Source organism: Acinetobacter variabilis (assembly GCF_000369625.1).
Taxonomy (GTDB): Bacteria; Pseudomonadota; Gammaproteobacteria; order Pseudomonadales; family Moraxellaceae; genus Acinetobacter; species Acinetobacter variabilis.
Window position 1 is genome coordinate 1,912,599 of sequence record NZ_KB850113.1, and the last position, 24,589, is coordinate 1,937,187.

General features: G+C 40.4%; 29 protein-coding genes and 1 pseudogene. 6 read left to right on the forward strand and 24 right to left on the reverse strand.

All coding sequences use genetic code 11. The features are described from left to right. Positions 1 to 33: 33 nt before the first annotated feature. Positions 34 to 489: a hypothetical protein gene (locus F897_RS14905; RefSeq protein ID WP_005237080.1), complete on the forward strand. Its 456-nt coding sequence runs from the start codon at positions 34 to 36 to the stop codon at positions 487 to 489. Between the two features lie 103 nt (positions 490 to 592). On the opposite strand, the gene F897_RS18095 is transcribed toward F897_RS14905, so the two are convergent. The 7 genes from F897_RS18095 to F897_RS14930 form a co-directional block, all read right to left on the reverse strand. Beyond that, positions 593 to 718 carry a hypothetical protein gene (locus tag F897_RS18095; RefSeq protein WP_265596767.1) on the reverse strand — a complete coding sequence of 42 codons (126 nt, stop codon included), beginning with the start codon at positions 716 to 718 and terminating at the stop codon, positions 593 to 595. Between the two features lie 7 nt (positions 719 to 725). Beyond that, positions 726 to 1,097 carry a type I secretion C-terminal target domain-containing protein gene (locus tag F897_RS14910; RefSeq protein WP_005237084.1) on the reverse strand — a complete coding sequence of 124 codons (372 nt, stop codon included), beginning with the start codon at positions 1,095 to 1,097 and terminating at the stop codon, positions 726 to 728. Positions 1,098 to 1,104: 7 nt separating this feature from the next. Then, the gene (locus F897_RS17805) at positions 1,105 to 1,257 is read right to left on the reverse strand and encodes a hypothetical protein (RefSeq protein ID WP_164071346.1); all 153 of its coding nucleotides are present in this window, start codon (positions 1,255 to 1,257) and stop codon (positions 1,105 to 1,107) included. Positions 1,258 to 1,320: 63 nt separating this feature from the next. Next, positions 1,321 to 1,800 (reverse strand): hypothetical protein, encoded by a 480-nt coding sequence (locus tag F897_RS14915; protein WP_005237086.1) that lies wholly within the window; start codon positions 1,798 to 1,800, stop codon positions 1,321 to 1,323. After that, positions 1,743 to 2,405 (reverse strand): SwmB domain-containing protein, encoded by a 663-nt coding sequence (locus F897_RS14920; protein WP_005237088.1) that lies wholly within the window; start codon positions 2,403 to 2,405, stop codon positions 1,743 to 1,745. The genes F897_RS14915 and F897_RS14920 overlap by 58 nt, the downstream gene beginning before the upstream one ends. 84 nt (positions 2,406 to 2,489) lie before the next feature. Beyond that, positions 2,490 to 2,765, reverse strand: coding sequence for a BapA/Bap/LapF family prefix-like domain-containing protein (locus F897_RS14925; protein WP_005237089.1), 276 nt, complete (start codon positions 2,763 to 2,765; stop codon positions 2,490 to 2,492). A 538-nt stretch (positions 2,766 to 3,303) separates the two neighbouring features. Continuing rightward, positions 3,304 to 3,951 (reverse strand): HAD family hydrolase, encoded by a 648-nt coding sequence (locus F897_RS14930; RefSeq protein ID WP_005237090.1) that lies wholly within the window; start codon positions 3,949 to 3,951, stop codon positions 3,304 to 3,306. Positions 3,952 to 4,208: 257 nt separating this feature from the next. Here F897_RS14930 and F897_RS14935 point away from each other — a divergent pair, with 257 nt between their 5' ends. Continuing rightward, positions 4,209 to 4,976 (forward strand): hydroxymethylpyrimidine/phosphomethylpyrimidine kinase, encoded by a 768-nt coding sequence (locus F897_RS14935; RefSeq protein ID WP_034581228.1) that lies wholly within the window; start codon positions 4,209 to 4,211, stop codon positions 4,974 to 4,976. Between the two features lie 111 nt (positions 4,977 to 5,087). Here the strand turns inward: F897_RS14935 and F897_RS14940 are convergent, their stop codons facing one another. Continuing rightward, positions 5,088 to 5,531, reverse strand: coding sequence for a YybH family protein (locus F897_RS14940; RefSeq protein WP_005237093.1), 444 nt, complete (start codon positions 5,529 to 5,531; stop codon positions 5,088 to 5,090). Between the two features lie 334 nt (positions 5,532 to 5,865). Between F897_RS14940 and F897_RS17190 the strand changes: the two genes are divergently transcribed. Beyond that, positions 5,866 to 6,617 (forward strand): IS5 family transposase gene (locus F897_RS17190; RefSeq protein WP_224213998.1). Its coding sequence is split into 2 segments (ribosomal slippage): positions 5,866 to 6,100 and positions 6,100 to 6,617, totalling 753 coding nucleotides; the frame shifts between segments, so codons are not numbered across the junction. A gap of 145 nt (positions 6,618 to 6,762) precedes the next feature. On the opposite strand, the gene F897_RS14950 is transcribed toward F897_RS17190, so the two are convergent. The 15 genes and pseudogenes from F897_RS14950 to acnD form a co-directional block, all read right to left on the reverse strand. Further along, entirely contained in the window at positions 6,763 to 7,125 is a 363-nt protein-coding gene (locus F897_RS14950) for a 5-carboxymethyl-2-hydroxymuconate Delta-isomerase (protein WP_005237097.1), read from the reverse strand. A 115-nt stretch (positions 7,126 to 7,240) separates the two neighbouring features. Next, the gene (locus F897_RS14955; RefSeq protein ID WP_005237099.1) at positions 7,241 to 7,579 is read right to left on the reverse strand and encodes a zinc ribbon domain-containing protein YjdM; all 339 of its coding nucleotides are present in this window, start codon (positions 7,577 to 7,579) and stop codon (positions 7,241 to 7,243) included. Between the two features lie 124 nt (positions 7,580 to 7,703). Continuing rightward, a complete protein-coding gene (locus tag F897_RS14960; protein ID WP_005237101.1) occupies positions 7,704 to 8,150 on the reverse strand; it encodes an SRPBCC domain-containing protein in 447 nt (148 codons plus the stop codon). 239 nt (positions 8,151 to 8,389) lie between these two features. Then, on the reverse strand, positions 8,390 to 8,785 hold the full coding sequence (locus F897_RS14965) for a ribonuclease E inhibitor RraB (RefSeq protein ID WP_005237106.1): 396 nt from the start codon (positions 8,783 to 8,785) through the stop codon (positions 8,390 to 8,392). A gap of 236 nt (positions 8,786 to 9,021) precedes the next feature. Further along, on the reverse strand, positions 9,022 to 9,966 hold the full coding sequence (locus F897_RS14970) for an SNIPE associated domain-containing protein (RefSeq protein ID WP_034581229.1): 945 nt from the start codon (positions 9,964 to 9,966) through the stop codon (positions 9,022 to 9,024). A 569-nt stretch (positions 9,967 to 10,535) separates the two neighbouring features. Further along, positions 10,536 to 11,201 carry a pseudouridine synthase gene (locus F897_RS14975; protein WP_005237110.1) on the reverse strand — a complete coding sequence of 222 codons (666 nt, stop codon included), beginning with the start codon at positions 11,199 to 11,201 and terminating at the stop codon, positions 10,536 to 10,538. Between the two features lie 87 nt (positions 11,202 to 11,288). Then, positions 11,289 to 11,744, reverse strand: coding sequence for a hypothetical protein (locus F897_RS14980; RefSeq protein ID WP_005237111.1), 456 nt, complete (start codon positions 11,742 to 11,744; stop codon positions 11,289 to 11,291). Between the two features lie 745 nt (positions 11,745 to 12,489). Next, complete coding sequence (locus F897_RS14985) at positions 12,490 to 13,203, reverse strand: SIMPL domain-containing protein (protein ID WP_005237113.1); 714 nt, start codon at positions 13,201 to 13,203, stop codon at positions 12,490 to 12,492. 126 nt (positions 13,204 to 13,329) lie between these two features. After that, a pseudogene (locus F897_RS17970) lies at positions 13,330 to 13,578 on the reverse strand (DUF6868 family protein). A 149-nt stretch (positions 13,579 to 13,727) separates the two neighbouring features. Continuing rightward, a complete protein-coding gene (locus tag F897_RS14990; RefSeq protein WP_004785142.1) occupies positions 13,728 to 13,949 on the reverse strand; it encodes a hypothetical protein in 222 nt (73 codons plus the stop codon). A 129-nt stretch (positions 13,950 to 14,078) separates the two neighbouring features. Beyond that, complete coding sequence (locus F897_RS14995) at positions 14,079 to 14,285, reverse strand: hypothetical protein (protein ID WP_005237115.1); 207 nt, start codon at positions 14,283 to 14,285, stop codon at positions 14,079 to 14,081. Positions 14,286 to 14,481: 196 nt separating this feature from the next. Next, entirely contained in the window at positions 14,482 to 15,060 is a 579-nt protein-coding gene (locus F897_RS15000) for a DUF4126 domain-containing protein (protein ID WP_005237117.1), read from the reverse strand. 120 nt (positions 15,061 to 15,180) lie between these two features. Next, positions 15,181 to 15,378, reverse strand: coding sequence for a zinc ribbon-containing protein (locus tag F897_RS17545; RefSeq protein WP_312074660.1), 198 nt, complete (start codon positions 15,376 to 15,378; stop codon positions 15,181 to 15,183). Between the two features lie 82 nt (positions 15,379 to 15,460). Further along, the gene (locus F897_RS15005) at positions 15,461 to 15,958 is read right to left on the reverse strand and encodes a hypothetical protein (protein WP_005237119.1); all 498 of its coding nucleotides are present in this window, start codon (positions 15,956 to 15,958) and stop codon (positions 15,461 to 15,463) included. Between the two features lie 187 nt (positions 15,959 to 16,145). Continuing rightward, positions 16,146 to 18,752 (reverse strand): Fe/S-dependent 2-methylisocitrate dehydratase AcnD, encoded by a 2,607-nt coding sequence (gene acnD / locus F897_RS15010; protein ID WP_005237122.1) that lies wholly within the window; start codon positions 18,750 to 18,752, stop codon positions 16,146 to 16,148. 745 nt (positions 18,753 to 19,497) lie between these two features. On the opposite strand from acnD, the gene F897_RS15015 reads away from it, so the two are divergent. The 3 genes from F897_RS15015 to F897_RS15025 all read left to right on the forward strand — a co-directional run bounded on the left by F897_RS15015 (position 19,498) and on the right by F897_RS15025 (position 23,572). Further along, positions 19,498 to 21,660, forward strand: a complete 2,163-nt coding sequence (locus F897_RS15015) for a multicopper oxidase family protein (RefSeq protein WP_005237123.1) — start codon at positions 19,498 to 19,500, stop codon at positions 21,658 to 21,660. Between the two features lie 115 nt (positions 21,661 to 21,775). Beyond that, a complete protein-coding gene (gene ygfZ / locus F897_RS15020; protein WP_005237125.1) occupies positions 21,776 to 22,501 on the forward strand; it encodes a CAF17-like 4Fe-4S cluster assembly/insertion protein YgfZ in 726 nt (241 codons plus the stop codon). Between the two features lie 273 nt (positions 22,502 to 22,774). Continuing rightward, positions 22,775 to 23,572, forward strand: coding sequence for a tetratricopeptide repeat protein (locus F897_RS15025; protein ID WP_005237127.1), 798 nt, complete (start codon positions 22,775 to 22,777; stop codon positions 23,570 to 23,572). Positions 23,573 to 23,644: 72 nt separating this feature from the next. Here the strand turns inward: F897_RS15025 and F897_RS15030 are convergent, their stop codons facing one another. After that, complete coding sequence (locus F897_RS15030) at positions 23,645 to 24,571, reverse strand: AEC family transporter (protein ID WP_005237129.1); 927 nt, start codon at positions 24,569 to 24,571, stop codon at positions 23,645 to 23,647. Between the last annotated feature and the right edge of the window lie 18 nt (positions 24,572 to 24,589).

Below are 24,589 nucleotides of genomic sequence, written 5' to 3' on the forward strand. Positions count from 1 at the left end.
TAATTTAATATCAAAGCAATACGTGGGCAATTCATGCTGCAAGATCAGTTATCCAAACTTCCCAATGCAATATGGGTGCAAATTTATAAAGATAAAATGCAACTGATGGACAATGAGGGCATGATTGTGCAAACAATGGTCCCTTCCGTTCCCTATGCTCATGAACTCAGCATCATTGCTGACTTTAAGGCTGCCTCAGAAACCCTAAAACAGCTGGTATCTACTTCAATTGTTCAAAAACTTTGGGGCTCTACAACGCTGCTGCAAGTTATGGATATGCCTGAAGAGGGTCTGACAGCTCTTGAACAGCGTGCCCTGCTAGAGTTAGGTTATGAAAATAGTGCACAAAAGGTGATTCTGTATGATCCTGAAGGTCAGGAAATTACGAAAGCAAGCTTGAGCACCACGTATCCTAAAACCAATCTAAAAATCTTTCTGGTTATCTTAATTGTCGTCATTGCTGCTTCTATCTGGTTTTTAACACTTTAAATGCCCATGTAAAATTAAAAAATCCCGCATCAAGCGGGATTTTTTAATTGAAGTTCAATGACATTATAAATTTTTATGAATAATCCATTTTAAAAACTTCTGGTTAGATTGGATTATATTTAATGATGTCATCCAGCTGTAAAGTTGCACTGTCTACATTCTGCAATATCAGCAAATCAGCGCGCGCAAAGGTGGTATCGGTATCGGAACCATCACGATCGATCGTCACGACTGTATCATCTCCACGTTGTTCGAGCGTGATATAGTTCTCCCAGATTTGATGCATCTACTGCCTGATCACTTAATAATGCAGAGACATCGATGGTATCACCTTCAACTGCATTGAAGTCAGTCCAGGTATCTGTACCATTGCCGCCTGTTGCATCAGCATTATTTAGTAAATAATAGATCGCTGTGTCTGCTCCTGCACCATCTACCCCTTCTAAAATTCCATTTAGAAGCGCATCTAATGCTGTACCCAGTCCTAAGGTAGTTAATAGGAATCCTAATGCCCCGCCTCCATTTCCTGCAAGTAAACTCCCTACGGAGGTATTGTATACATCACCTAATATTGGGCGAACTAGTATGTTATCCAGAGCCAATGACAAAACTGAATCAACTGCTGTGGTTAAAATTTATAATTGGTACAGAAGAACCTGTAGTTAAATCCAATAACTCACGAAGTGTCAATTGCTCCAGAATTCCACGAGGATCAGCATTTTGGCCAGTCAAGGTAGCTTCCAGTAGACCTAATACGGTATCTAACACCAGATTGTTAACCGTGTTATCCCCTAAACTTGCTAGATCTATAGTGGTCAGGATATCTGCTAATTATGAAGAATCACCATATACAGAGACTTCATAGATTCCAGCAGGCAAGTCATTAATATCTAGCTTCAATCCTTGAGCATCTGCCACTCCACCCAGTAGCTCCAGTCCCAATGCACCAGCAATCAAGCCGCCTTGACTGGTATTTGCTGAAGCGGCCTCAAATTCTTCGCCAGTGGTTGTACTACGTACCACGAAAGTAAAGGCATTCGCCAAGCCAACCAGATTTTCTTGCTGTACAGCGATCACTACACTAGAAGTATTTTCCTCAATCGTAAAACCGACTACGGCAACTTCCGAAGTGCCATTGAGCACGTCGATACCACTCCTATCACTATATGTTGCCACTACAGTCGCATCTTGTGATCCTTCCACAATTGCGGACACATTATCATCGGTAAGATTCAGTAAACGTTCTGAATTATTTACAACTCCATTGGGTAGATCCGCTGTAGTAAAGCTTGCGGCATCATTCCCTGCCAAGTCCTGAATTGCATTGTCATCATTTCCAGGGGTTGGATCAGTATATTTTCAACACTAACGCTCTGCCCAGCTGTAATCACTGGATTGGTAATCATCGTGAGGATATTTCCATCGGCAGCAATATTGATCACATCGACTGTAGTCTGATCTGGAGCTGTACCCACTGTAACGACCAGACTATCTAAAGGAGATAAATTATCTGCATCCAGCGCTTCATTAAAGCTAAGCTCGATATTGCCATTGGCATTAACTTCGGCAGCTAAAAGTACGGGCCCACTAATATCCGGATTCTGCACTCCCCCCACATCATCTGAATCCAGATCTTCTAATACATTCCCTTCTGAATCCTTAATTCCCTGATTATCATCAGGTGTACTATCCTGATATTCAACCGTAACTTCTTGTCCGTCCCGGATCTCCGGTTCCGTAATCAGGATAATCTTATCATCTTGTACAATAATATCGGTGACGGGAATTTCTTCTCCATCCACAACCACTGTGAAATCTTCAGCGCGTGGATTTGAACCATTTATATTTTCATCGAAACTCAGTTCAAGCTGGCCTTCTTCATTCACAATGACGCCGGTTAACTTCGGCGGACTCATATCCCGATTATCCGAACTACTTCCTGAGGATGAGCCTCCACCTGCCGCTGCCGCAATAGCTCCTAGAGCCAGTGCCCCACCCAGTCAAGGTAAAACACACGCAGCTACGGTTCCACTCTCAGCCAGATCTCCTGTAAGCGGGTGATATTGAATCGTATCGAGCATTACCCCATTTTCATCAGTAAATTCCGCCCAGTACAATTGGCCTTCATGCTCAAAAACGATTCGATTATCATTCACTGCATAATCAAAATAATTTTCGATCGTAATAGTTTCACCATTTTTAAAATAGATAACAGCCGAATTACCTTGACGCGTAATTTTTGCCACTTCATCAATCGTGGCATTTACTTTAATCACTGATTTTTAGGTTAAATTCACAATATTAGTATTAATATCCTGAATTAATTCTCCATTTTCTGCCGACAATATCTGTATATTCTCCATATTATCCCCCATCCTTTTTTTATAATTTATTTATTACTGAATTAAACATGAAATACATAGCATCAAAATAAAGGAATGAGAATTTGAAAAATGTTATCTTTAACTTGTTACCAAATATTAAAAACATAGTGAAATGAATAAATTAAAAACTTATTATAAAGTTAAGCTGTTGAATTTTAACATTTTAGTTAGATTTAAATAAATAGATATTAAAATATGGCAAATATGTTTTTGTGAATTATAATTAAACTATGACATTCATCACACAAAATACATTATTATATTTATGTAAGCCTAAAAAATATTAGAATAAAAGTATACAAATAATTAATTAAGTTAACGCAATAAAATAGATTTCTATTCAAAAGATAAAGTTAAAAATTATTGTTAATAATGAATATAAAAAATGCTCCTAAACATAGAAGCATTTTATTTTAATGAAAATAAAAAATTATTTTAAATAGTTTAATAAATGACTAAAGTTCTCAATCATATACTTAGGCTGTGCCTGCTGTAATTCAATTTCTGAACCATAGCCGTATTTGACTGCAATCGACTCAATCCCGTTATGGCGGGCACCAAAAATATCATGCTCACGATCCCCCACCATAATGCATTGCTCAGCCTGTATGCCTTGTTGTTCCAAGATATACTGAATCAGTTCCCCTTTATTGGTTCGATCACCATTCAGCTCACTGCCATAAATCTCAGTAAAATACTGGGCCAGATTAAAATGTTCCAGAATCTGTTTAGCATAAACGGTTGGTTTTGCTGTTGCGAGAAACAGGCGATAACCACGGCGTTTAAGTTCCGCCAGAGTTTCAGCTACGCCTTCAAAGACGTGATTTTCATATAGACCAGTCACTGCGAAACGCTCGCGGTATGCCATTAGTGCCTGTTCAGCCAGAGTATCATCCGCATCTACATTCAGAATTTTGGCTAGCGAAGCTTTTAGAGGAGGCCCGATAATCCAGTCAATATTCGTGTCTTCACTGATCGGATGACCCACCTTTTCCAGACCGTAGCGGGCAGAAGTCGTAATCCCCACTTTTGGGTCAGTTAATGTACCATCCAAGTCAATTAAAATATTCTGAATCACACCTTGTCCCCTATGTTTGCAGCCGACATCAATTCATATCGTGAGTATAGCCAGATTTCTCTACCCTAAAGCAATTACTAGGCCATAAAAATAAGCCAATAACGCCCATTTTCAGGGTAGTCAACTCTATATTTTGATCAGATAAACATACGAAATTTTGCCTGACAGACAGTTCTTGCAAGTGATAGAAATTAATATCGAGAGTTTGAATAAATTTGCCTATACTAAGGCAATTTTAGTGAATGAAGGACATCATTTTGCGACCTACCGTACTTTGCTTTTCAGGTTTAGATCCTTCAGGTGGAGCAGGCCTTCAAGCAGATATTGAAGCCATCGGCCAAAGTGGTGCTCATGCTGCAATTGCCTGTACAGCCCTGACCATTCAGAACTCGCAACAGGTTTTTGGTTTTGAAGCAACTTCAAAAGAATTATTGCTGGCTCAGGCTAATGCCGTGGTAAATGATCTACCGATCCGCTGTGTTAAATCAGGCATGCTGGGTACTACTGAAAATATTGAGGCGCTGGCAGAATTTCTAACAGCGCATGCAGATTATCAGTATGTACTGGATCCGGTGCTGGTAGCCAACAGTGGTGGCTCACTCGGCAATCAGGCCACACTGGTCAAAGCGTTTACACAACTGATTCCACTAGCCACGATTTTAACTCCGAATACAGTTGAGTTGCGTGCCCTAACAGGTGAACAGGATTTGGATCAGGCCACGCAGAAACTGTTTGAAATGGGTGCTCACGCGATTCTGGTTAAAGGCGGCCATGAAGATACTCCCGACTATATCCAGAACCGTCTATATATTCAGGGTGAATTGATCAACGAAACCCGTTGCCCGCGTCTGGAGGGTGAATATCACGGCTCAGGCTGTTCATTAGCAAGTTTTATTGCCGGACGTCTAGCCTTGGGTGACCAGTTAAAAACAGCCGTACAACATGCAGAAACCTGGTTATTTGGTGTATTAAAGAATGCGGAAATTCCGGTACCGGATGGTCAGCGGATTCCAAAACGTTTCTAATCTTCCCTAAATAAAAAAGCCTGAACGATTCAGGCTTTTTATGGTGATTTTTTTCAAGAATGGACAAATAGACATGATGATCTTGTTACAATGAAATTTAAAACTTGCGCCTTAACCTGCCAGTTTCACAGGACGCAGTTTTTCAGTTTTCTCCTGAACAGGAACAGAAATATGTTGATAATGCAATTGCCACTGATCTTGCTGTTTGCTTAAGACCATGCTGAAGCGGCACCATTGTAAAGAAAAATATCGTTCCATCACCGCATAGGCAATCCGGACATACCCATACACGAAAGCCATGTCATTATTGACCTGAATGGTGACCTCCTGCCGTTCAACGCGCATACCATTGTTGCGCATATATGGGCGGTACTGTTGCCATGCAGCCTGATAAGCCTCAATCCCTTTCAGCTCGGAGCTAATATCAATCAGACAGACATCTGGTCGGCAAAGTTGACGAATTTCGCTGAATTCAAGTGAACAAATAGCTTGATCCCATTTTTGTAAAAATGTCCTGACTTCCTGAGCCAGACATTCTTCCCCTATTATTTTCATTGAATACCTCTCTATAAGGTTTTATTCAGACTTGAAAACCGAGATTTCAAGCATCTCATCATTTTTCAGTCTTTCTTGTTTTTCATTATTTTTAATTATGTGGATGGGTTCTGGTTTTACCCATCCCCCATAGATCAGGTCAAAAATGTGACCTAATACCTAAAATTACACCATTTTTTAATCATAGGCAAAATTTTCTGATCAACTACAATCATCAGGTGAATTTTGACTGATTATTTAAATTTTTATGCTCTAGGGCGTGTCCTCATTTGAAGAATTGGTTTTAAATACTTAAAATCCTCCTTTAAGCTCTTTTCATTTCTATATTTTTTCAATGGCACGTACTCTTCTCACCGATGATATTTGGCAGAAAATTCAAGATACTATGCGATTACACGGTTGTTACTGTTCAAAAAATAGTAGAAATATCATGGAAGCCATCTTATGGAAACTACGTACGGGTGCGACATGGCGTGATATTCCTCAAGAACTTTGTCCTTGGCAAACTGCTTATAATCGTTTTAATCGTTGGGCAAGCAAGGGATTGTGGAATAAATTTTTTTTAGATTACGAGGCATTCTGGATCAGGAATGGGTATTCATTGATGGAAGCTACATACGCGTGCATCAACATGCAAGTGGAGCTCGGAATGGTTTCGAAAGAGCAATTGGACAATCACGTGGTGGACGAACAACAAAAATACATCTTGCAACCGACGCGAATGGATTACCGATTGATTTTAAAATCACTGGGGGTGGCGTCCACGACAGTCAAGTTGCAAAACAACTGATTGATATTGTACGCGAGGCAACTTATCTCATTGCTGACAAGGGGTATGATGCTGAGCACATTAGAATATGTGCCAAGAACAAGAATATGATTCCCATTATTCCATTGAGATCAAACAGTAAGAGATCGAATAAGGAATTTGATAAATATCTATATAAATTAAGACATTTAGTTGAAAATGCTTTTGCGAGATTAAAACATTTCCGTGCTATTGCAACTCGATTTGATAAACTAGCACGCAATTATAAATCTATAATCCGTATAGCCTGCATATTTATTTGGTGCAAAGCCAAATGAGGACACGTCCTAGTTTTATTTATCGTTCTTTATATTTCAAAATTGCTTTGATACTTCTCAATTTTTTATTAAGTTCTTATACATTCAAGATAAAGAGAGGAACTAGGAAAACTTCATTTCTAGTCCTCACTTCAATCTAAAAAATTCAAATAATAGCTTTAGTGTAAGTTTCTTTGTCCATTTCCAGAATTTCAACACAGAGCTGAATCTTTAGCCCTGGCTGCGAGACAATGTGCTGCTGCATGACCTGAAGTACCAGCTTGGAAATTGCTTGACGAATGTCCAGACTACGACCAGTCAGGAGAGAAACTTTAGCATGCACATAAGCCTGATCTGTCTTCTGCTCTAGTCCAATCACAAAATCTTGCTGTACAATCGCCCGGCTTTTTAAATCATTCGGGTCATTAATATAACCGGCGTTAAATAAGGCCTGATGAATTGCCAACATTAAAGGTTGGGTTTCGAGCTGCTGAATATTATCTGAATATTCAAAATGAAGATGAGGCATAAAGCATAGATCCAGGCATGATATAGTGATCAGAAGAGATTGATCTTCGAGTTTGAGGAAGAAGCATAAACCTTCAAACCCGAAGACCGAAAGCACTCATTCGTATAAGAACGTATTAGGCTTTTTTCACATATTCAGATTTGAGCTTCATGGCGCCAATGCCATCAATTTTACAGTCAATATCATGTCCATCAGTTGCATCGGGTAATAGACGAATATTTTTGACCTTAGTCCCGACTTTAACCACTGAAGAAGACCCTTTAATTTTAAGATCCTTAATCAGCGTAACTGTGTCGCCATCAGCCAGCAGATTGCCATGCGCATCCTTGATGACCACGGGTTCCTCAGTTGCTTCCCCTTCTTTCCACTCATATCCACATTCTGGGCAGATTAACAAGTCACCATCTTCATAGGTATATTCAGACTGGCATTTTGGGCATTGTGGTAGAGCCATAGCAACCTCGACAAAATAAAAAAATAAAAGAAAAAACAAAAAATTAAAGCTGAATTATAGCATCTTTGGATAGGTTCATGCTCAAGCTTTAAAAGGATCTCCCGCTCAACTTAATTAACTGAACTTAACCATCCAAAATATGTGGATTGACCAGCCAGGACAAAAGCTGCAATGACTCTTGCCAGCTTAAGTAGCATGCAGATGGCGGTACTAGATCCGGATAACCCACCTGAATAATATGCAGGCTGGTGCCTACAGACACTTTTTCAAAGATGAGCGTGACTTCAATTTCACCTTTGACTTCAGGTGTAGAAAAGCAATCGGTATAGCGCAGTAGCTGGTTGGGAATAACTTCATGATAGGTGCCATGTAAATGATGCTGGGTACCGGTAGCAAAATTGGTCAGGGTGATTTTATAGCTGCCTCCCGGTTTGACTTCGGCATGCTCAACTCTGGCAGTGAAGCCATGCGGTGCCAGCCATTTTGCAATAGCATCTGGATGAATAAAGGCCCGGTACACCCGTTCCGGTGGCGCACTGAATACGCGATGCATTTTTAGGGTATAACTCATTTCAGCCTACCTTTTTTTCTTGTTCTTACTGAAAGATTATTTTTATTTATTATTCGGACGGATCATCCTGATTTCGTCGGCCTCAGTATTTAAATAACTGCCCAACATACTGTACGGCCTAAATATAATTGTTATCTATCCATTTTATAGGATGTATAACAAAAAACTACAGTTGACCCGACCAATACCGCAGGCGATAAAAAACCCGGCTTAACCGGGCTTGAATAAGGAAATTTTGATTAGCTGCTACGCAGTTTGCTTTCGCCCTCTTCCGGGTCGACTTCATCATCATAGACATAGGCCATACAGCCCCAGCCGTCATATTCACCCTGAAATTCAGCGGCAATTCTGGTAAACCATTGTTCCAGATCGACAATATTTTCATAGGTAGGCTGCATATAGACATGAATAGTAATTGTCCATTCCAGCGTATCGCTCTCCTCATCCTGATATAGGCTTATCTTTTGTTCTTCTTTAAGCAAGTTCAATGCACAGCGGTCAGCCTGTTCTTCACTATTAAAGGCTATCGAGAATTCAATTTCATGGTCGTCCTGCAGATCATCACCATCCTGATACATTTGCCACAGTACATGACCATTTTCATCGTCAGGGAATTTGTCATAATCGCGTGCCATAGAGATACCCTTATTATGATGTTTTATTATTCGATTCAGCTTAACTTATTTTATTTGAATTATCGAGTACAGAATATGAAAAAAAATTAACTTTCTCTAAATAACCAACTGAATTTTATCAATATAAATTTAATAATTTGAGAAAAAAAGCTGCATTTTCATCTAATTTAAAATACCTACATATCAATCTGCAGATTAAAAAATTTCATCGGTTGATTTGTCTTTTTTAATTGGAGTTAGGAAGCGATTACTGCAGATGGCTCAGACACTTGATTCTGTCGAAGCTCGAGTAAAATGGCGGCGAATTTAAGCTCTTCCAGACGTAAGTTCAGATAAGACTCCTGAATCATGGCTTGGCTCAAGCTTTGTCCTTTATAGTTCATCAGGCGATAATCATCTTTTAAGGATTGCAGCATTTCTCCCAGATTATGAGTATTTAACTGGGACAAATAGAATTCTGCCCTGCTATTAAATGCCAGACTCAAAATCTCGATGGTGCTCTTGCGACGGTCTTCATCAACATAGTTACAGCTAGCCATCTGCTGCTGTTCTTTGGCCTGCTCAATCTGTGTTCTGATAGTCAGTAAATGCCGAGCTGCATCAGTATCATTGTAGCCACTAATGAGCTGATCCAGAAGCTGCGTGACCGGCACATCAAAACCATGTTGATAGCCCTTGATCTTCTGCTCGAGAGCCTCAACTACTTCTTGCAGTCGCTGCTGTTCTTTGGCCTGCTGATAATAAGCCTGTAAAGCTTTTCGGGCCTGCTGCTCAATATCAGCTTCGGCCTGAGCCTGTAAACTCTGTAAATATGCTTTGACCTGAGCGATATAGGCTTTGAGATCATCCAGCATGATGGAAGCATCAAGCTTGGTTACTTCTACGAAATTTTCAGCCTGCAAACTGCGGTTAATAATGTACTGCTCGATGTCACAGATATCCTGATATTTTTTATATTTATTCAGTTCAGTTCTGGCGCTCCCCAACTGCATCCGTAGCTGGGTCATTTCATAATTTAATTCATCAACTTGTGTTTCATAATCAGCTAATTTACTGCGTGAATGATCCAGATTTTCCTGTAGAGACCGAATATTGTTTCTTGATAATTTCAGGCTATTGAATACCCCTAGTAATACAATGATTAAAACACTTGCGAGAACAAAGAGCGCGCCACTTAGCATCATCCTGTCCCTTACCCCTTGCACCATATATAGGCACTAAAAAATTAAAAATTTATGATGTTTTAAAGTTATTCTGCATAATTTAATGATGAGAATCAAAGATAAAAATTGACCATAAATATTTAATATATTTGATCTTTTAAATGATCTTTCACCTATAAAACCTTAATATTTTTATGCCTATCAATTTACTTAACATGAATCTGTTGGTGATAAGCGATTAGAGTGGTTTTTATTTTTATATCAAAAGTTATAAGATCGAATTTCGGATAGGCTGAAAATCTTGAGAAAAACCTAATAAAAATAGACAGATCAAACAGTTAAACTAAAGATAAAGTGATAAATCCCCCTTAAATGATTCCTGCAATGTTTTCTGGTACACATTTTTTATTTCAAAAATTCATTACTTGATAAGACATGATTCAGAACATAATTTTTCTAGAAAACTGTTTAAATTCAACTCCATAATTTTCCGATGATTGAAATAAATTCTAACATTTCTGTTGCAGCTTACTGAAATTCAAATATTTATCAGAATCTATATTCATTTTTTGAATGGTTAAGTCTCACTAAAATGGCGCAGGTGCAAGAATCTCAACTTTATGACCACTCAAGGGTTGAGTAAAAGTCAGTTCACTGGCATGCAAGGCCATGCGATTAAGAGCACTACGCGTTGGTTCCGGATGATAAATTTTATCGCCCGTAATCGGATGACCGATATGCAGCATGTGGACTCTGAGCTGATGTGAACGTCCGGTAATTGGCGTCAGTAATACCCGGCTGATGTCTTGCTCAGGCAGATATTCCAGCCGTTGATAGAGTGTTTTGGCAGCTTTACCCAGTTCAAAATGTACCATTTGCCGTGGGCGATTTTCCCAGTCAGTAATTAAAGGCACATCGACACTGCCCTCGGTCTGAATCTCTCCCTGTACCAGCGCAATATAGTGCTTGCTGACTGTACGTGCCTGGAACATTTTACTGACCGCCACTTCGGCTTCGCGATGTTTGGCAAACATCAGTATTCCGGACGTCGCCATATCCAGACGATGGGTAATTTTGGCATTCGGATAACGCTCTAGTACCCGTAGATAAGCACTGTCATGATGCTCAGGCAAACGTCCCGGAACAGACAACAAACCAGCCGGCTTCTCAATGACGACTAGATCATCATCTTCATACAGAATATGCAATGGGTCTTGAGGCGGCGCGTAGACAAAGTTGTCGTTAATAGGCATGTGCTGTAAGCATTCAGGAGAAAACGCGCAAAATAACAATGTCAGGGAATACTGTCAATCCAGCCCTGTTATAGAATCAATGCCCGACTAAGCTTTGGACGCTGCACTGATGGGAGATACTGAATGACCTGACTGATACTGGGTTTTCAGGCTGTCGAGATCTTCATTTAAGAATGTCATAAGATATTGCTGAACCTGTGACATAGTCAGACTGCGAAATGACACATAGTCTTTGTTTTTCAGGCTAAACAGTCCCAGAATTTTATGCTGAGCTTCGACTTCAATATCACTTTCCAGCCTGAACTCAAGCTGACCTGAGGGCGCCAGTTCATTTAGCGTGATCTGGATCGACTGTTCAGTATCGGAATCTGTTACGGTAAAAGTGGTAATGGCGGCTTGCATCTGTAATTGTAAAATCCGTAACTGTTGCCAATTGATGGACTTAAAAGTAGAGAGAATTTCTTCTGCCGATAAGCTGCCTAGCTGCTCTGCTTCGTCTTCTTCCTGATGCGGATAACTGATTTCTAATTCATATTTTTTCATGAGACGTGCCCCTTTCTTATATGTAAAATTATCATAGCATTCTGTTTTATTTTTCAAGGATATAATTTGTGAGCAAATATTAAACATATTATATTTTAAATTATTTATATCAAATACTTATAAACAACCGGTGACATTAGAATAGTATTTAAATAAAGGATAATTGAAAGCAATAGGCTACAAATAAAATAGATTAGATATGTGATTTTAATAGTATTTGATTGAATCTCAAATGAATTTAAAGCTATTTGAGGAAGAAGATAAGTGACTGGGTAAGGAAAGTATTAAGCAGTTTGGAGGAGAAGATTTATTATTAGAAGAGAAAATTTTGAGGGTGTTGGGAAAACATCTTGATGGTTTACTTCAACTATCACTCTTTGTAAGAAATGATCTTATAGCCTATAAACTTTTGGTCTATAGCGTCCTAAGCCGAATCGAGACCTTTTGGGTTCGTACTGCACTCGCGTTTTGCGCCACTCACAGCATGCTACTCTTTTCGATCCCATCACACCCTTGAGATATATAGTAGCCAAGCTGCGGTAAAATTAATTTCCTAAGATTTTTTAATTTTCCCAGTTTTTGAAAATATTTTTCTTAGAATATATTTATAGAAGAATTTTTTATCTTTTAGCTCAAAATAAAGATCTTTTATTGCGGAAAGAGCAGAATTACTGGAATTTATCTTCACTTAAAACTTCATTCTGCTCTAAATTTTTCAAACCGCTAAGTTCAGTTTTCCAGCCATTTAATCAGCCAGATAATAATCCACTGTAGAAACCACACGAACTTTCTTTAGATAAGGCGTATTGCTGTCACGGTCTTCAATGCTAAACAGACCTTGATTGGCTGTCTTGATTTTCCCGAGACGGCTTTGAGAATCTGCTGCAAACTTTTCTGCCACACTGCGGGCATTTTGTGTGGCCTCTTCAATCATCGCCGGTTTGATGTCATTCAGTTTGGTAAAAATATATTCCGTTCTTTGCCCGGAATCATCACCACCAAAAGCAATACCTTTTTTACCGAGAGCGACCAGACGGGTTTGCGCTGCACGGACTGCATCAATATTGTGGGTATAAACCGTAATGGTCTGATGCGCGGTATAACGTAGCGCGACATTGGCATCACCGCCGTATTGCTGGGCGTATTTATCTGTAGTGACTGGAGAACCTGTGGTAATTTCTTCTGCCTTAAAACCTTCGCCTTTTAAGAACGCCTGAATTTGTTGGGTTTGCAGCTCCATGGTGTCATACAGTTCTGTCAGATCCTGACTACCGCCACTAAAACGGATGGGCCAGACTGCGACATCGGCTTTCACTTCACGTTCCGACAGCCCTTTTACGGAAACAATCCGTTCATATTGTTTAATCTTGACCGCACTATTGCCCAGAATGAATCCGGCAATAATCATTCCCAAGCCGATCAATGCACCTAAAATTAAGGCAGGTTTAAACTGATTCATTGAGCCGAACTCCTTTTCTATATTATTTATTCTGTTTCGAGTATTTTAAGCGTTTAAACTGCTCTGTGTAATGCTAATGCGACTATCAATTTTATTTATTCTTGAAACCTGAGAAAGTTTTGTCTCCTAACTTTTCCCAATTAAATATATGGCTATCAGCGGAACCAGATTGAATAGGAGTATTCCGATTTTATAGAGGGCCATGCCGCCATAATGAACGGCATCAAAAGTCGAATCTGAAAGCTAAAACCATCGACTATGCAATCGTTGTACCCAGTCTCGTAAAAAGACAATGAGCAAGAACCAGAGCATTAAAATGCTGTAATTCAAAGCCAATGTATAAAGTAAAAACCGACACCAGAAATCGAGGTCCATAGTGATTCCCTGCCTGTAGAGCCATCTATCATTAAGTTAACAGATTGATCAAATCTTCAGGAACTACTGATTTGTATCTGTGATCTAAAGGGAAATGGTTTAAATATTTTGAGCTAAAAGTTTCAGTTTTGACTTCCAGCGATCACTTTTTAGCGTACAAACAGATGACGGGTATGATGATTGATATAGGCATTTAAGCCATCACCATACTGGGCCAGCTGTTTCATATTTTCCACATGCTGATAGCCCGCACTGCTATAGCTATACGTATACACTTTCGAGGTTTTCTTGAATTGAACCCGAATGAACTCATTGCCAATCTCATAATTGGCCACACCCGAGTCATGATTGAGATCAAGATAATGTTGCAATTGAGCAGCCCTAAAAAATGATAAATCTATAATTTTATATGAGGTCAAACTGACCGATTTTCAAACAAAATAAATAGTAAAACCCACTGTATAGCGGGTTTTAAATGATGCCCAATATGTCTATAAATCTCATTCTGTACAGCACTTATGACAGCCCTCTACTTTTTCCCTCGGCCAATTCATTCTTGCCCGTTTATAAGCCAGATCATAATTAGCAAAATATCCAATCAGAATCTGGTTATCAAATTCTGGCAGGTCTTCACAGCCTCGTGTTGCGTTATGAATATAGTGCACGCCTTGAGCAGACTCTTGTTCATCTACAATAAATTTAATCATTTACAGTTCCCCTAATATTGTTTTTATAAAGTTCAACCACAAATAAAACCATACAGAAATTATGTCTTTTGCAATTCCATAATAAAATTATGTCTTTATTGAATAAAAATCAAGCAATTTCATAAACAAGATAAGGACCTTTCTTTAAGCAAATATTTCATTAAGAATGAGTGATAAATATTTATTTATCTGACTTTTATAAGGCGGAATTTTCTAGCTTGTTTTTCTTTTTTAGACGTATCCAGCGAATTGCCATTATGGCTAGCATTACAACCAGCAAGGTAGCTAGCACTGGCAAAAGCAATGACAGGATGGATAACAGAATAGCCCCGATCCACTCTCCGGTTGAGAGTACGGGATTCGCAACACCGCCCGTGGTGGCAGTTGATAGTCCGCGTGCTGCAACACTGCTCATTTGCACAGCCCCAGCTGTTCCGCCACCGACAATAATCGCTGCGGCCCAAGCTGCAAACTGAGACATTTTTCCACTGCTGGCAGCCATCGTTATCAAGGTTCCGGCCAGCATGGCTGCAGGCGTTGCAATCGTATCGATGGCATTGTCCACCCAGGGAATATAATACGCAGCGATTTCACAGAGGGTCGCGATGGCTAAAGCCAGACAAACTGCCGGCATGGCCAGCCATTCAAAACCGGTCATCGGTTCAAACCAGCCCATCAATGCAGCAATACTCATCACCATTAAAGGCACAAAAACACGGAAACCACAGGCTGCACTCAAGCCGATACCGATACATAAACCGAGGATTGTTTCCATGCTGCTTATCCTTGAGATTTAAGCCATTTTTATGATGTAAATTATACGCTAACAAAAAAGCCCTATCGGGTGATAGGGCTTTTATTTAAAACAGGATCTTCTGTTTTGAATATCGTGTGCTTAGGCAACCTTATCGTTATATTGGGTGCCGAGGCATTTGGTACACGGTGGTAGTCGGTCTGTACCAATTTCTAAGAAGACGCGATGTCCGCATTGAATACAAAAATAGAAACCTGTTCCCGGTTTTGAGCCAGCTGTAACCATCTTTGTTCTCCGTTGTTTTAGAAAATGGTCTAAGCAGTATAACTCTATTGTGATGAATGTCTATTGTCCATTTTTGTAAATGATGATGGCATTTGGGCGAAGACTAGAAAACTAGCTATTAGTCACTAAGTCAGTTCTAATAATCAGCATTGATATAATTACATAACCTCTCATTCTCATTTTGTAGCCAATGCTCGAAATTATCTGGATCTTGAGAAACTTCAAGCATATTCTTCAACGAAGATCTATCCATTATCAAATCCAATCCGCTTTGACAAAACTTCCACCCTGCTACCAAGTTTTCTTCGATATACCTATCAAGCTCGTCAAAAATCTTTACAATTTCAATAAACTTATCTTCATTTAAAGGAATTGAGGTAAAGTAGACGCTATTTTTATAATCAGACATTGTTGCAGGAACTGCTCCATATCCCTCTAAATGGAAATGAAATGATTGACTCTTTTTTTCAAATCCACCATGAGCAAAAGTGTTACGATATTTTTCTTTTATTTGAATTAGATTGTCATAAATCTTTTTGGATAAACCTTTGCATCCTAACACTTCAATATATTTTTCAGACCAAAATTGACCAATGATTTTTTTAATTTCATATTTTGAATGGCTTTGTTGCATAAAGATTTTGTAAGCTTCTGATTTAAATAGGTTTGTATGAATTTCAACCTAAAAATTAAATGAACAAAATCAGTTGGTTATGTATTTATACAACAAAGCCTGAACGTACATAAAATTTCACAAATAAAAAACCTACATTTATGTAGGTTTTTTATATATTAAAATCAAATAAGACCAATTGAAATCATCAAGCCACATTCCCTTCCAAGAAATCCTGCGCAAAACGTTGTAATACCCCACCCGCTTCATACACAGAAACCTCTTCTTCCGTATCCAAACGACAAGTTACTGGCACTTCAATGGTCTGTTTTTTGCCATCTTCAGTCGCACGCTCAATCACCAGAGTCAAAGTCGAACGTGGCGCAATATTACCAATTACGCTATACAGTTCAGTACCATCCAGCTTCAAAGTTTTACGATCTGTACCCGGCTTAAACTCAAGCGGAAGAACACCCATACCGACCAAGTTTGTCCGGTGAATACGCTCAAAACCTTCAGCAACAATCGCTTCTACACCTGCCAGACGCACACCTTTCGCAGCCCAGTCACGGCTTGAACCCTGACCATAATCTTTACCAGCAACAATGATGAGCGGTTGCTTACGGTTCATGTAGGTTTCAATCGCTTCCCACATACGCATCACTTCACCTTCCGGCTCTACACGCGCTTTAGAACCTTGCTTAATGGTGCCGTCAGAACGTACCACCATCTCGTTATACAGCTTCGGATTTGCCAAAGTTGCACGCTGTGCAGTCAGGTGATCGCCACGGTGCGTGGCATAAGAGTTGAAATCTTCTTCAGGTAAGCCCATTTTCGCCAGATATTGACCCGCTGCTGAATCCAACACAATCGCGTTTGATGGAGATAAATGATCGGTAGTGATGTTATCGCTAAGGATTGCTAAAGGACGCATATTCGCAAGGGTACGTGGTGCAGCCAAAGCTCCTTCCCAATATGGCGGACGGCGGATATAGGTACTTTGCGGACGCCAGTCATACAGCGGACTTGCAGCTTTCTCATGCTCACCTAGATCAAACATCGGAATATAAACTTTCTTGAACTGTTCTGGCTTCACGGACTCTTTCACCAAAGCATCAATTTCTTCATCCGATGGCCAGATGTCTTTCAGGTAAATCGGATTGCCATCTTTGTCTGTGCCTAGTGCATCTTTCTCGATATCAAAACGGATCGTACCGGCAATCGCATACGCGACCACTAAGGGTGGAGATGCCAAGAAGGCTTGCTTCGCATAAGGATGGATACGGCCATCAAAGTTACGGTTACCCGACAAGACTGCTGTCGCATACAAGTCACGGTCAATAATTTCCTGCTGAATTTTCGGATCAAGCGCACCCGACATGCCGTTACAGGTGGTACATGCATACGCCACGATACCAAAGCCTAGTTTTTCCAGATCCTTCAGTACACCTGCCTCTTCCAAGTACAATGCAGCCGCTTTAGAACCCGGAGCAAAAGAAGATTTCACCCAAGGTTTACGCATCAGGCCAAGCTCATTGGCCTTACGTGCCAACAAACCTGCTGCCACGGTATTACGCGGGTTAGACGTATTGGTACACGAGGTAATCGCCGCGATGATGATTGCACCATCTGGCATTAAGCCATCAGTACGGTTTTCTACCACACCTGCAATGCCTTTTTCTTTCAGGTCAGATGTTGATACACGTGCATGCGGATTCGATGGACCCGCTATGTTACGAGTCACGGTAGACAAGTCAAAACGCAATACACGTGGATATTCTGCCTGAGTCATTTCTGATGACCACAGACCAATTTCCTTGGCATAAGTTTCAACCAGTTTCACCTGTTCAGATTCACGACCAGTCAGCGTCAGATAATCAATCGTATTTTGATCGATATAGAACATAGCAGCAGTTGCGCCATATTCCGGTGTCATATTGGAAATCGTGGCACGGTCACCGACTGACATGCTGTCTGCGCCTTCACCGAAGAATTCCAGATAAGCACCAACCACACGTTCTTTACGCAGGAATTCAGTTAAAGCCAGTACGATATCGGTTGCGGTAATGCCCGGCTGACGTTGTCCTACCAGTTCGACACCGATAATGTCCGGCAGACGCATCCACGATGCACGGCCCAGCATCACATTTTCAGCCTCTAAGCCACCAACACCGACTGAAATCACGCCCAGTGCATCGGTATGTGGGGTATGAGAGTCTGTGCCGACACAAGTATCTGGGAATGCCACGCCATCACGGTTCTGAATCACCGGTGACATTTTTTCCAGATTGATCTGGTGCATGATGCCATTACCAGCAGGAATCACATCAACATTTTCAAACGCAGTTTTGGTCCATTCAATAAAATGGAAACGGTCTTCATTACGGCGGTCTTCTACTGCACGGTTTTTCTCAAATGCATCTGGGTCAAAGCCGCCATATTCTACTGCCAGCGAGTGATCGACAATCAGCTGGGTCGGCACCACTGGATTGACTTTAGACGGATCACCGCCCTGATCGGCAATCGCATCACGCAGACCGGCAAGATCGACCAGTGCTGTTTGCCCTAAGATGTCATGACAAACTACACGCGCCGGATACCAAGGAAAATCATGTTCCTGTTTACGCTCAATCAACTGGCGTAAAGACTGTTCTAAAATCGCAGGGTCGCAACGGCGTACCAGCTGCTCGGCCAGCACTTTAGATGTATAAGGAAGTTTGGCATATGCGCCTGGCTGAATATCTTCTACGGCTTGACGCACGTCATAATATTCCAACTGGGTACCTTGCAGCGGTTTCCGGTAGTTATTGTTCATAGCTTGCCTGCCCTCTTTCATTACTCTTTTTATTCATCAAAATATCTTGGTGACTTGTTTTTTAATAAAGGCATTGTACGCTGTCGAAAGTCCATTTCCCAAATCTTATGATTTTCAAAATCTTAAATACTAAAAATGGCATTTTTACCGAAATTTATAACTCATACTTTAGAATTTTGACTCTAAATTGCATTTTTTCTGAAAAATAGGCCTAAATCTGTCTCATTCTTTAGTATGAGATGTTGATAACAGCATAAAAGATAATCAATTTATTGGAATGAGTTTAAGGATAAATTTCATATGAAATCAAAGCTTAGAATCTTTCAATTTTAGAAATAGCTCATTTAATAAAAAGCTGAATCTATGTTTTCTATTTCAGTGTTAAGCGTAGCTCTTAACCAGAAATAGTAAATTTCATTGCAGATATTGCTCGATGAGCTTAAGCGAAAAAATCATTTTTCAGGTTAAGACATACCCCGAAATAAGTTACATTTTCAATTCCATATATTTTTTAAGACTTTCTTACAATTTTAGAAATACGTTAAATATTTATAGGACAATGATTTATAAACATGAGCTTATAAAACGCATCCCTATCTAGAATACTTTACACACGTCATTTTAGCTTACCGTTTGTCGCCCTCCCCCTAATTTGGTGATAACAGTCTGTATCTCAACTTTGTAAATCTACCCTCGAATTACTTCACAACAACACTCATCACAAAAGCACATAAGGGTGATTACAATGATACAACTCGCCATTATCGGTATCGTTGCTGCAGTAATCGCTGTACTGGCAGCAAGCTGGAATGGAGGTAAAAATCCTTCCAATCCTAAACCGCCAACTCCCAACAACCCTAACCCACCAACCACTACCAATAATCCCAACAACCCACAACCTACTCCAACAACACCCGATATATTGATTAGCAATCCGCCACTATTGCAAAAAAATTCCAAAGGCACCCATGAACTGATTGTCGCTTATAAAACCGGCAAGATTTACAATCCGAGAAATAGTACCTGGGATCAACTGTTCGTCAGAGGTTATCTCACTAATGCCAGTTTGTTTAACAAGAAAAAAGCTGGAGAGTCTGTTGAAGACCTTTTAGTTGGTCCGCAAATCCGGGTCAAACAAGGTGAAACCCTGAAAATTAACCTAAATAACCAGCTTCCACCTGAACAGAAAGCCACCTGCCCAGACAAAGTGGATAATGTGAACGATCCACATTGCTTTAATACTACTAACTTGCATACCCACGGCTTCTGGGTAAGCCCTCAAGGCAATAGTGATAATGTTTTCCTGAAATTTAAACCTCAGGAAAAATTTGACTATCAGTACAAAATGGAGCCGAATCATCCGGCAGGAACCTACTGGTATCATGCCCATCTGCATGGCTCAACAGCTATTCAGGTATCGAGCGGTATGGCAGGCCCATTAATTGTAGAAGGCTCAAGAACACCAAAAGTAAAAAATGGCAAAGTCACTGAAACAGGCGATATGGACATTTTATGGAAAGAAAAAAATAGCTATCCAAATGAAAACATCCTGCTATTCCAGCAAATTCAATATCGATGCTCTAACCCTGACCCGGATGTAAAATTCGATATTCCTAACAATTGCGAAGGTAAAGGCTTTGGATTACTGGAAGATTATACAGATATCGCTAATCCTGGCTCTTGGGCCGACCAGAACTTCTATACCTCTATCAATGGTAAAGTTTTAGGAGAGATCAAAGTTGAACAGAATGCTTTTAATCGCTGGCGCATGATTCATGGTGGTGTACGCGACACTATTGGTCTGGTAATTAAAGAACTGCCAAACTCCAGTAAATTTAGCGCCGAAGACACCCTTAAAGCCTGTCTGGCATATCAGGAAGCAGATCCAAAAGAGTTTAATGAAAGTTTAAAAAGCTTACCGGTTTATACGATTGCTCAAGATGGTTTGACCATGACTCAGGTACAGCGCAGAACACTGTCTGTGTTCCAGCCTGGTTATCATCATGATGCAATGGTCACCTTCCCAACCACCAACAAATATTGCATTTATGACTCCAAATTAAATATTGAGGATGAAGTGAATGCACCGATCCCAACGGGTCAAGTTACCCCTCAACTTGCCCCGAACCATCCTCTCAATGCCCAACTACTGGGATGGGTCAATGTACAGGCAAGCAAAACAAAAGCGCAGACTCCTGCCGAGTTCCTGCAAGAGCGCGCGAAAAAAATTGGTTTAAGCAAAGAGATTCAGACTCAGTTATCCAAGCTTAATCTTACTGCCTTTACTGATCATCCATCATTAATGACTCCAGCAATTGACAAGCTGGTTGCCTCCAGACCGAAACAATACAGTAAATTTGAACTGGCTTTCGCAAATGGTCTTAAATTTGGCTTCCGTCATAAAGAAGATGGTGACTTACTCAGTTTTGGAAATGCATTTGATGGCGAAGGATCAGTCGGTCGGACACACGCCAAAGATCCGGATCGTGAATATGTGCGTCAGTTACAAATTGGACAGACGGATGAATGGGAACTGACGACCGAAGCTTTTGGTGGCCATCCTTTCCATATTCATGTTAATCCATTCCAGATTGTTAAAATCTTAAAAACTGTCACTGGCCCTAATGGTGAATCCAAAGAAGTTGATGTGAGTGAATTAGCGCCTGATGATAATGATACAGATGATGTGCAATATCGTGGTATGAAAGGACAATTCAAGGATACCCTGTTTATCAAGGCGAACTATAAATTTATTCTTCGAAGTTATTACAAGAAATTTGAAGGTGATTTTGTACAGCACTGTCATATCCTCGATCATGAAGATCAGGGCATGATGGAAACAGTAAGGGTCTGTGGAGGCAAATTCCCTTGTGATTCACCTCTCCCAACCTCGTCTCATCATCACTAATTAGACACTCCTGAAAAGGCCAACGATCCCGATTGTTGGCTTTTTTGTTTGCCTCTATTAAATGCTTGCTGCACAATAGCTTGATTGATTTTGAGTATTCAAACTGAGGCTGATCATGGCAACATCTCCTGCTTTTACCTTATTTACGCTGAATGGAGTAGATGCGCAAAAATTCCTTCAGGGTCAAGTTACTTTAAATGTCGAAATTCTGGCTGAAAACCTGACCCGCTATACAGCGATCTGTAGCTTGAAAGGACGTATCCAGTTCGGTATCTGGTTGAAAAAAATTAATCCGGAAAGCTTTGAAATTGTCAGCCCTGAAGATCAGGCAGCAGAACTGGCCAGCCATATTAAAAAGTTTGGCGCTTTTTCAAAAATGAAACTGGAACAGGTTGGCCCGGTTTATCCAGTTATCAATGATATCCAGACTGATTTTTTTGAAACTGAAACGGATATTATCCTTTGGCAACAGCAAGCCATTACCTCAGGTCAGGCTTGGATTCAGGCAGCTACTGCGACCCTGTTCCAGCCACAGGAATTGCGTATGCATCAACGTGAAGGCATTCACTATGACAAAGGTTGTTATCTGGGTCAGGAAGTGATTGCTCGCTTATGGTTTAAAGCCAAGCCAAAACACTGGTTGCATTTGATTCAAGGTACAGGTGAAGCACCTGCTGTTGCGACCAAGCTGCACAATGACATCGAAGTGGTCAATAGTATTGGTACAGATCAGGGTTATCAGGCTTTAGTGGTTGCCAAACCTGAAGCATTGGCTGAGCTGGATGTACAAGTTCTTGAATTGCCTGAAGCTTTAAGTGGTGATGTGGCACGTCCACAATAATGACCTATTATCTTGATGCAAAAGCCAGAATTTAATTCTGGCTTTTTTATTTTTATTAGGCTAAACAATTAAATAGAAAAAGATTGACTGAATAAAACACACCTTAACCCGAGCACGCTTTTATTGATTTATATCCTATATGATTCTCAAATAATTTGTAATTAGTCACATATTCAGTATTTACAAAGCCTGAAATCGTCTTATGATGTAGATGAAAACGACAAAAATCGCACCATGGAATTAGGTGTTAGAAAAATTAAGGTTATCGGAACAATGAAAAAATTAGTACTTGCTGCAATTCTTGCAGTGTCCAGCCAATTTGCCCTCGCAAATACTTCAAATGCCCCAGTCGATCCTCAATTTGCCAAAATTGAAGAGATGGTGAATGCCAAGAATTTCAAGGGTGCCTACGATGCTTTAAGCAAATTGGCCAGCCAGGGAAATGCACAAGCCATCTATAACTTAGGCTATTTAACGCAAACCGGCCAAGGCACTGCTAAGGATGAAAAAAAGGCCATCCAACTATATGAACAGGCCGCCAGCAAAGGTTATCCAGTGGCCAACTATGTACTAGGTAAGAATTATACCGGTGGCACTTTAGGTCTTAAGCAGGATTTGGGCAAAGCCAAGCAATACCTAGAACGCGCATCGGCAGCCAATTTCGATGAAGCGACGGTAGATCTGGCTATACTTTTATTTGCTGAAGGAACAACAGCTTCTGACCAGCAGGCTTTGAAAAAATTACAGCCTCTTATTAGCAAGAGTAATATGCCGGCCATTCATGCCAAAGCCTTATATGACATCAGTAACGGCTTTAAAACCAAGAATGAAAAGCCGATCCAGCAAGGCTTGAGCAGTATTCAGGATCTGGCGAAAAAAGGCTATATCCCTGCCCTGATGGCGATTGGCAATATGTTTGCCAACGGTAGTATTGTTCCGCAAAACCTACCTGAAGCTAAAAAGATCTTTGCAGCCCTAGCACAGGAAAATATTCCTAAGGCCAGAGAATCTCTAGCAGCAGTGGATAAAATGATTGCCGAGCAGAAAAAAGCACCTGCCAAAAAAAGTTAATCAAATTTTATCAAAATAAAAAAGCTCCTGTTGGAGCTTTTTTATGGGCTATAGATTTATAAGCCAGCTTGGTTAACTCCACCACAAAGTAATAAGTCCACTGGCAACCACAAAACCTGCAAGGGTACTCATTAATAATGGCGTTAGAGTCCGCTCATTGAGGCCGTACGCCTGCCCTAACATACCAAAAATCGTTGGCATAGGTAGGGCTGCGATCAAGGTACCCGCATAGATCATTTCCTGACTTAAATGAGTTAATCGACTCAGGCCCAGATACATCAGGATCGGCATCAGGATATTGCTGGAAAATACCAAATAGAAGCTTTGCAGATTCACATATTTCAGACTCATGCCCACGATTCCGCCACCAATCGCGAACAGCGCCAAAGGTGAGGCAGTCTGTCCAATCATGGCAAAAACCTGATCCAGATAAATTGGCAGGCGAATTTCAAAAATCGCACAGGCCATACCCAGCATCACCCCCATAAATAAAGGGTTCTTAAACAGCATCAGAATAGTACTTTTCACAAGACTCCCCAGATTGGCTTGATGTTGGGTACCGAGTGCAGCCAAGATTAAGACCATCGGAATCAGAATCATGCTTTCAATAATGACCACCAATGAGGTATAGGTCATCGCATGCTGTCCCACCAATAAAGTGAGTACTGCTGTACCAATCAATCCGGTATTGGACATCGCTGCGCCCAAGGACAGAACAGCACTATGCGAAGAGGTATTCTTGAATTGACGGCGCATCAGCCAGAAGCTGAAACCATAAAGTAATAAAGTGACAGAGGTATAGATCGCAAAGTATTCAAAATACCAGATTTCATGCAGATCTTTAGAAGCTAGAAACTGAAAGAACAGTAACGGTAAGGCCACTTTGATGACAAAGGCCCCTACCATTTCAACCTGTTCTTTTTTTAGAATTTGACATTTCACACTCAGGTAACCTAGTGCCAATAATAAAAATATAGGCACAATTACCGCAATAATCATATGAAATGTCCTGTTGTT

Bases quoted from the DNA above. Each gene is read 5' to 3' on its own strand.
- F897_RS14975 (WP_005237110.1), bottom strand. From the start codon at position 11,201: ATGCCTATTAACGACAACTTTGTCTACGCGCCGCCTCAAGACCCATTG.
- F897_RS14985 (WP_005237113.1), bottom strand. From the start codon at position 13,203: ATGAATCAGTTTAAACCTGCCTTAATTTTAGGTGCATTGATCGGCTTG.
- acnD (WP_005237122.1), bottom strand. From the start codon at position 18,752: ATGAACAATAACTACCGGAAACCGCTGCAAGGTACCCAGTTGGAATAT.
- F897_RS14920 (WP_005237088.1), bottom strand. From the start codon at position 2,405: ATGAGTCCGCCGAAGTTAACCGGCGTCATTGTGAATGAAGAAGGCCAG.
- F897_RS14950 (WP_005237097.1), bottom strand. From the start codon at position 7,125: ATGCCTCATCTTCATTTTGAATATTCAGATAATATTCAGCAGCTCGAA.
- F897_RS15005 (WP_005237119.1), bottom strand. From the start codon at position 15,958: ATGCAACAAAGCCATTCAAAATATGAAATTAAAAAAATCATTGGTCAA.
- ygfZ (WP_005237125.1), top strand. From the start codon at position 21,776: ATGGCAACATCTCCTGCTTTTACCTTATTTACGCTGAATGGAGTAGAT.
- F897_RS14980 (WP_005237111.1), bottom strand. From the start codon at position 11,744: ATGAAAAAATATGAATTAGAAATCAGTTATCCGCATCAGGAAGAAGAC.
- F897_RS14970 (WP_034581229.1), bottom strand. From the start codon at position 9,966: ATGCTAAGTGGCGCGCTCTTTGTTCTCGCAAGTGTTTTAATCATTGTA.
- F897_RS15030 (WP_005237129.1), bottom strand. From the start codon at position 24,571: ATGATTATTGCGGTAATTGTGCCTATATTTTTATTATTGGCACTAGGT.
- F897_RS14905 (WP_005237080.1), top strand. From the start codon at position 34: ATGCTGCAAGATCAGTTATCCAAACTTCCCAATGCAATATGGGTGCAA.
- F897_RS14940 (WP_005237093.1), bottom strand. From the start codon at position 5,531: ATGAAAATAATAGGGGAAGAATGTCTGGCTCAGGAAGTCAGGACATTT.
- F897_RS15015 (WP_005237123.1), top strand. From the start codon at position 19,498: ATGATACAACTCGCCATTATCGGTATCGTTGCTGCAGTAATCGCTGTA.
- F897_RS15025 (WP_005237127.1), top strand. From the start codon at position 22,775: ATGAAAAAATTAGTACTTGCTGCAATTCTTGCAGTGTCCAGCCAATTT.
- F897_RS14995 (WP_005237115.1), bottom strand. From the start codon at position 14,285: ATGATTAAATTTATTGTAGATGAACAAGAGTCTGCTCAAGGCGTGCAC.
- F897_RS14960 (WP_005237101.1), bottom strand. From the start codon at position 8,150: ATGAGTTATACCCTAAAAATGCATCGCGTATTCAGTGCGCCACCGGAA.
- F897_RS14955 (WP_005237099.1), bottom strand. From the start codon at position 7,579: ATGGCTCTACCACAATGCCCAAAATGCCAGTCTGAATATACCTATGAA.
- F897_RS15000 (WP_005237117.1), bottom strand. From the start codon at position 15,060: ATGGAAACAATCCTCGGTTTATGTATCGGTATCGGCTTGAGTGCAGCC.
- F897_RS14965 (WP_005237106.1), bottom strand. From the start codon at position 8,785: ATGGCACGCGATTATGACAAATTCCCTGACGATGAAAATGGTCATGTA.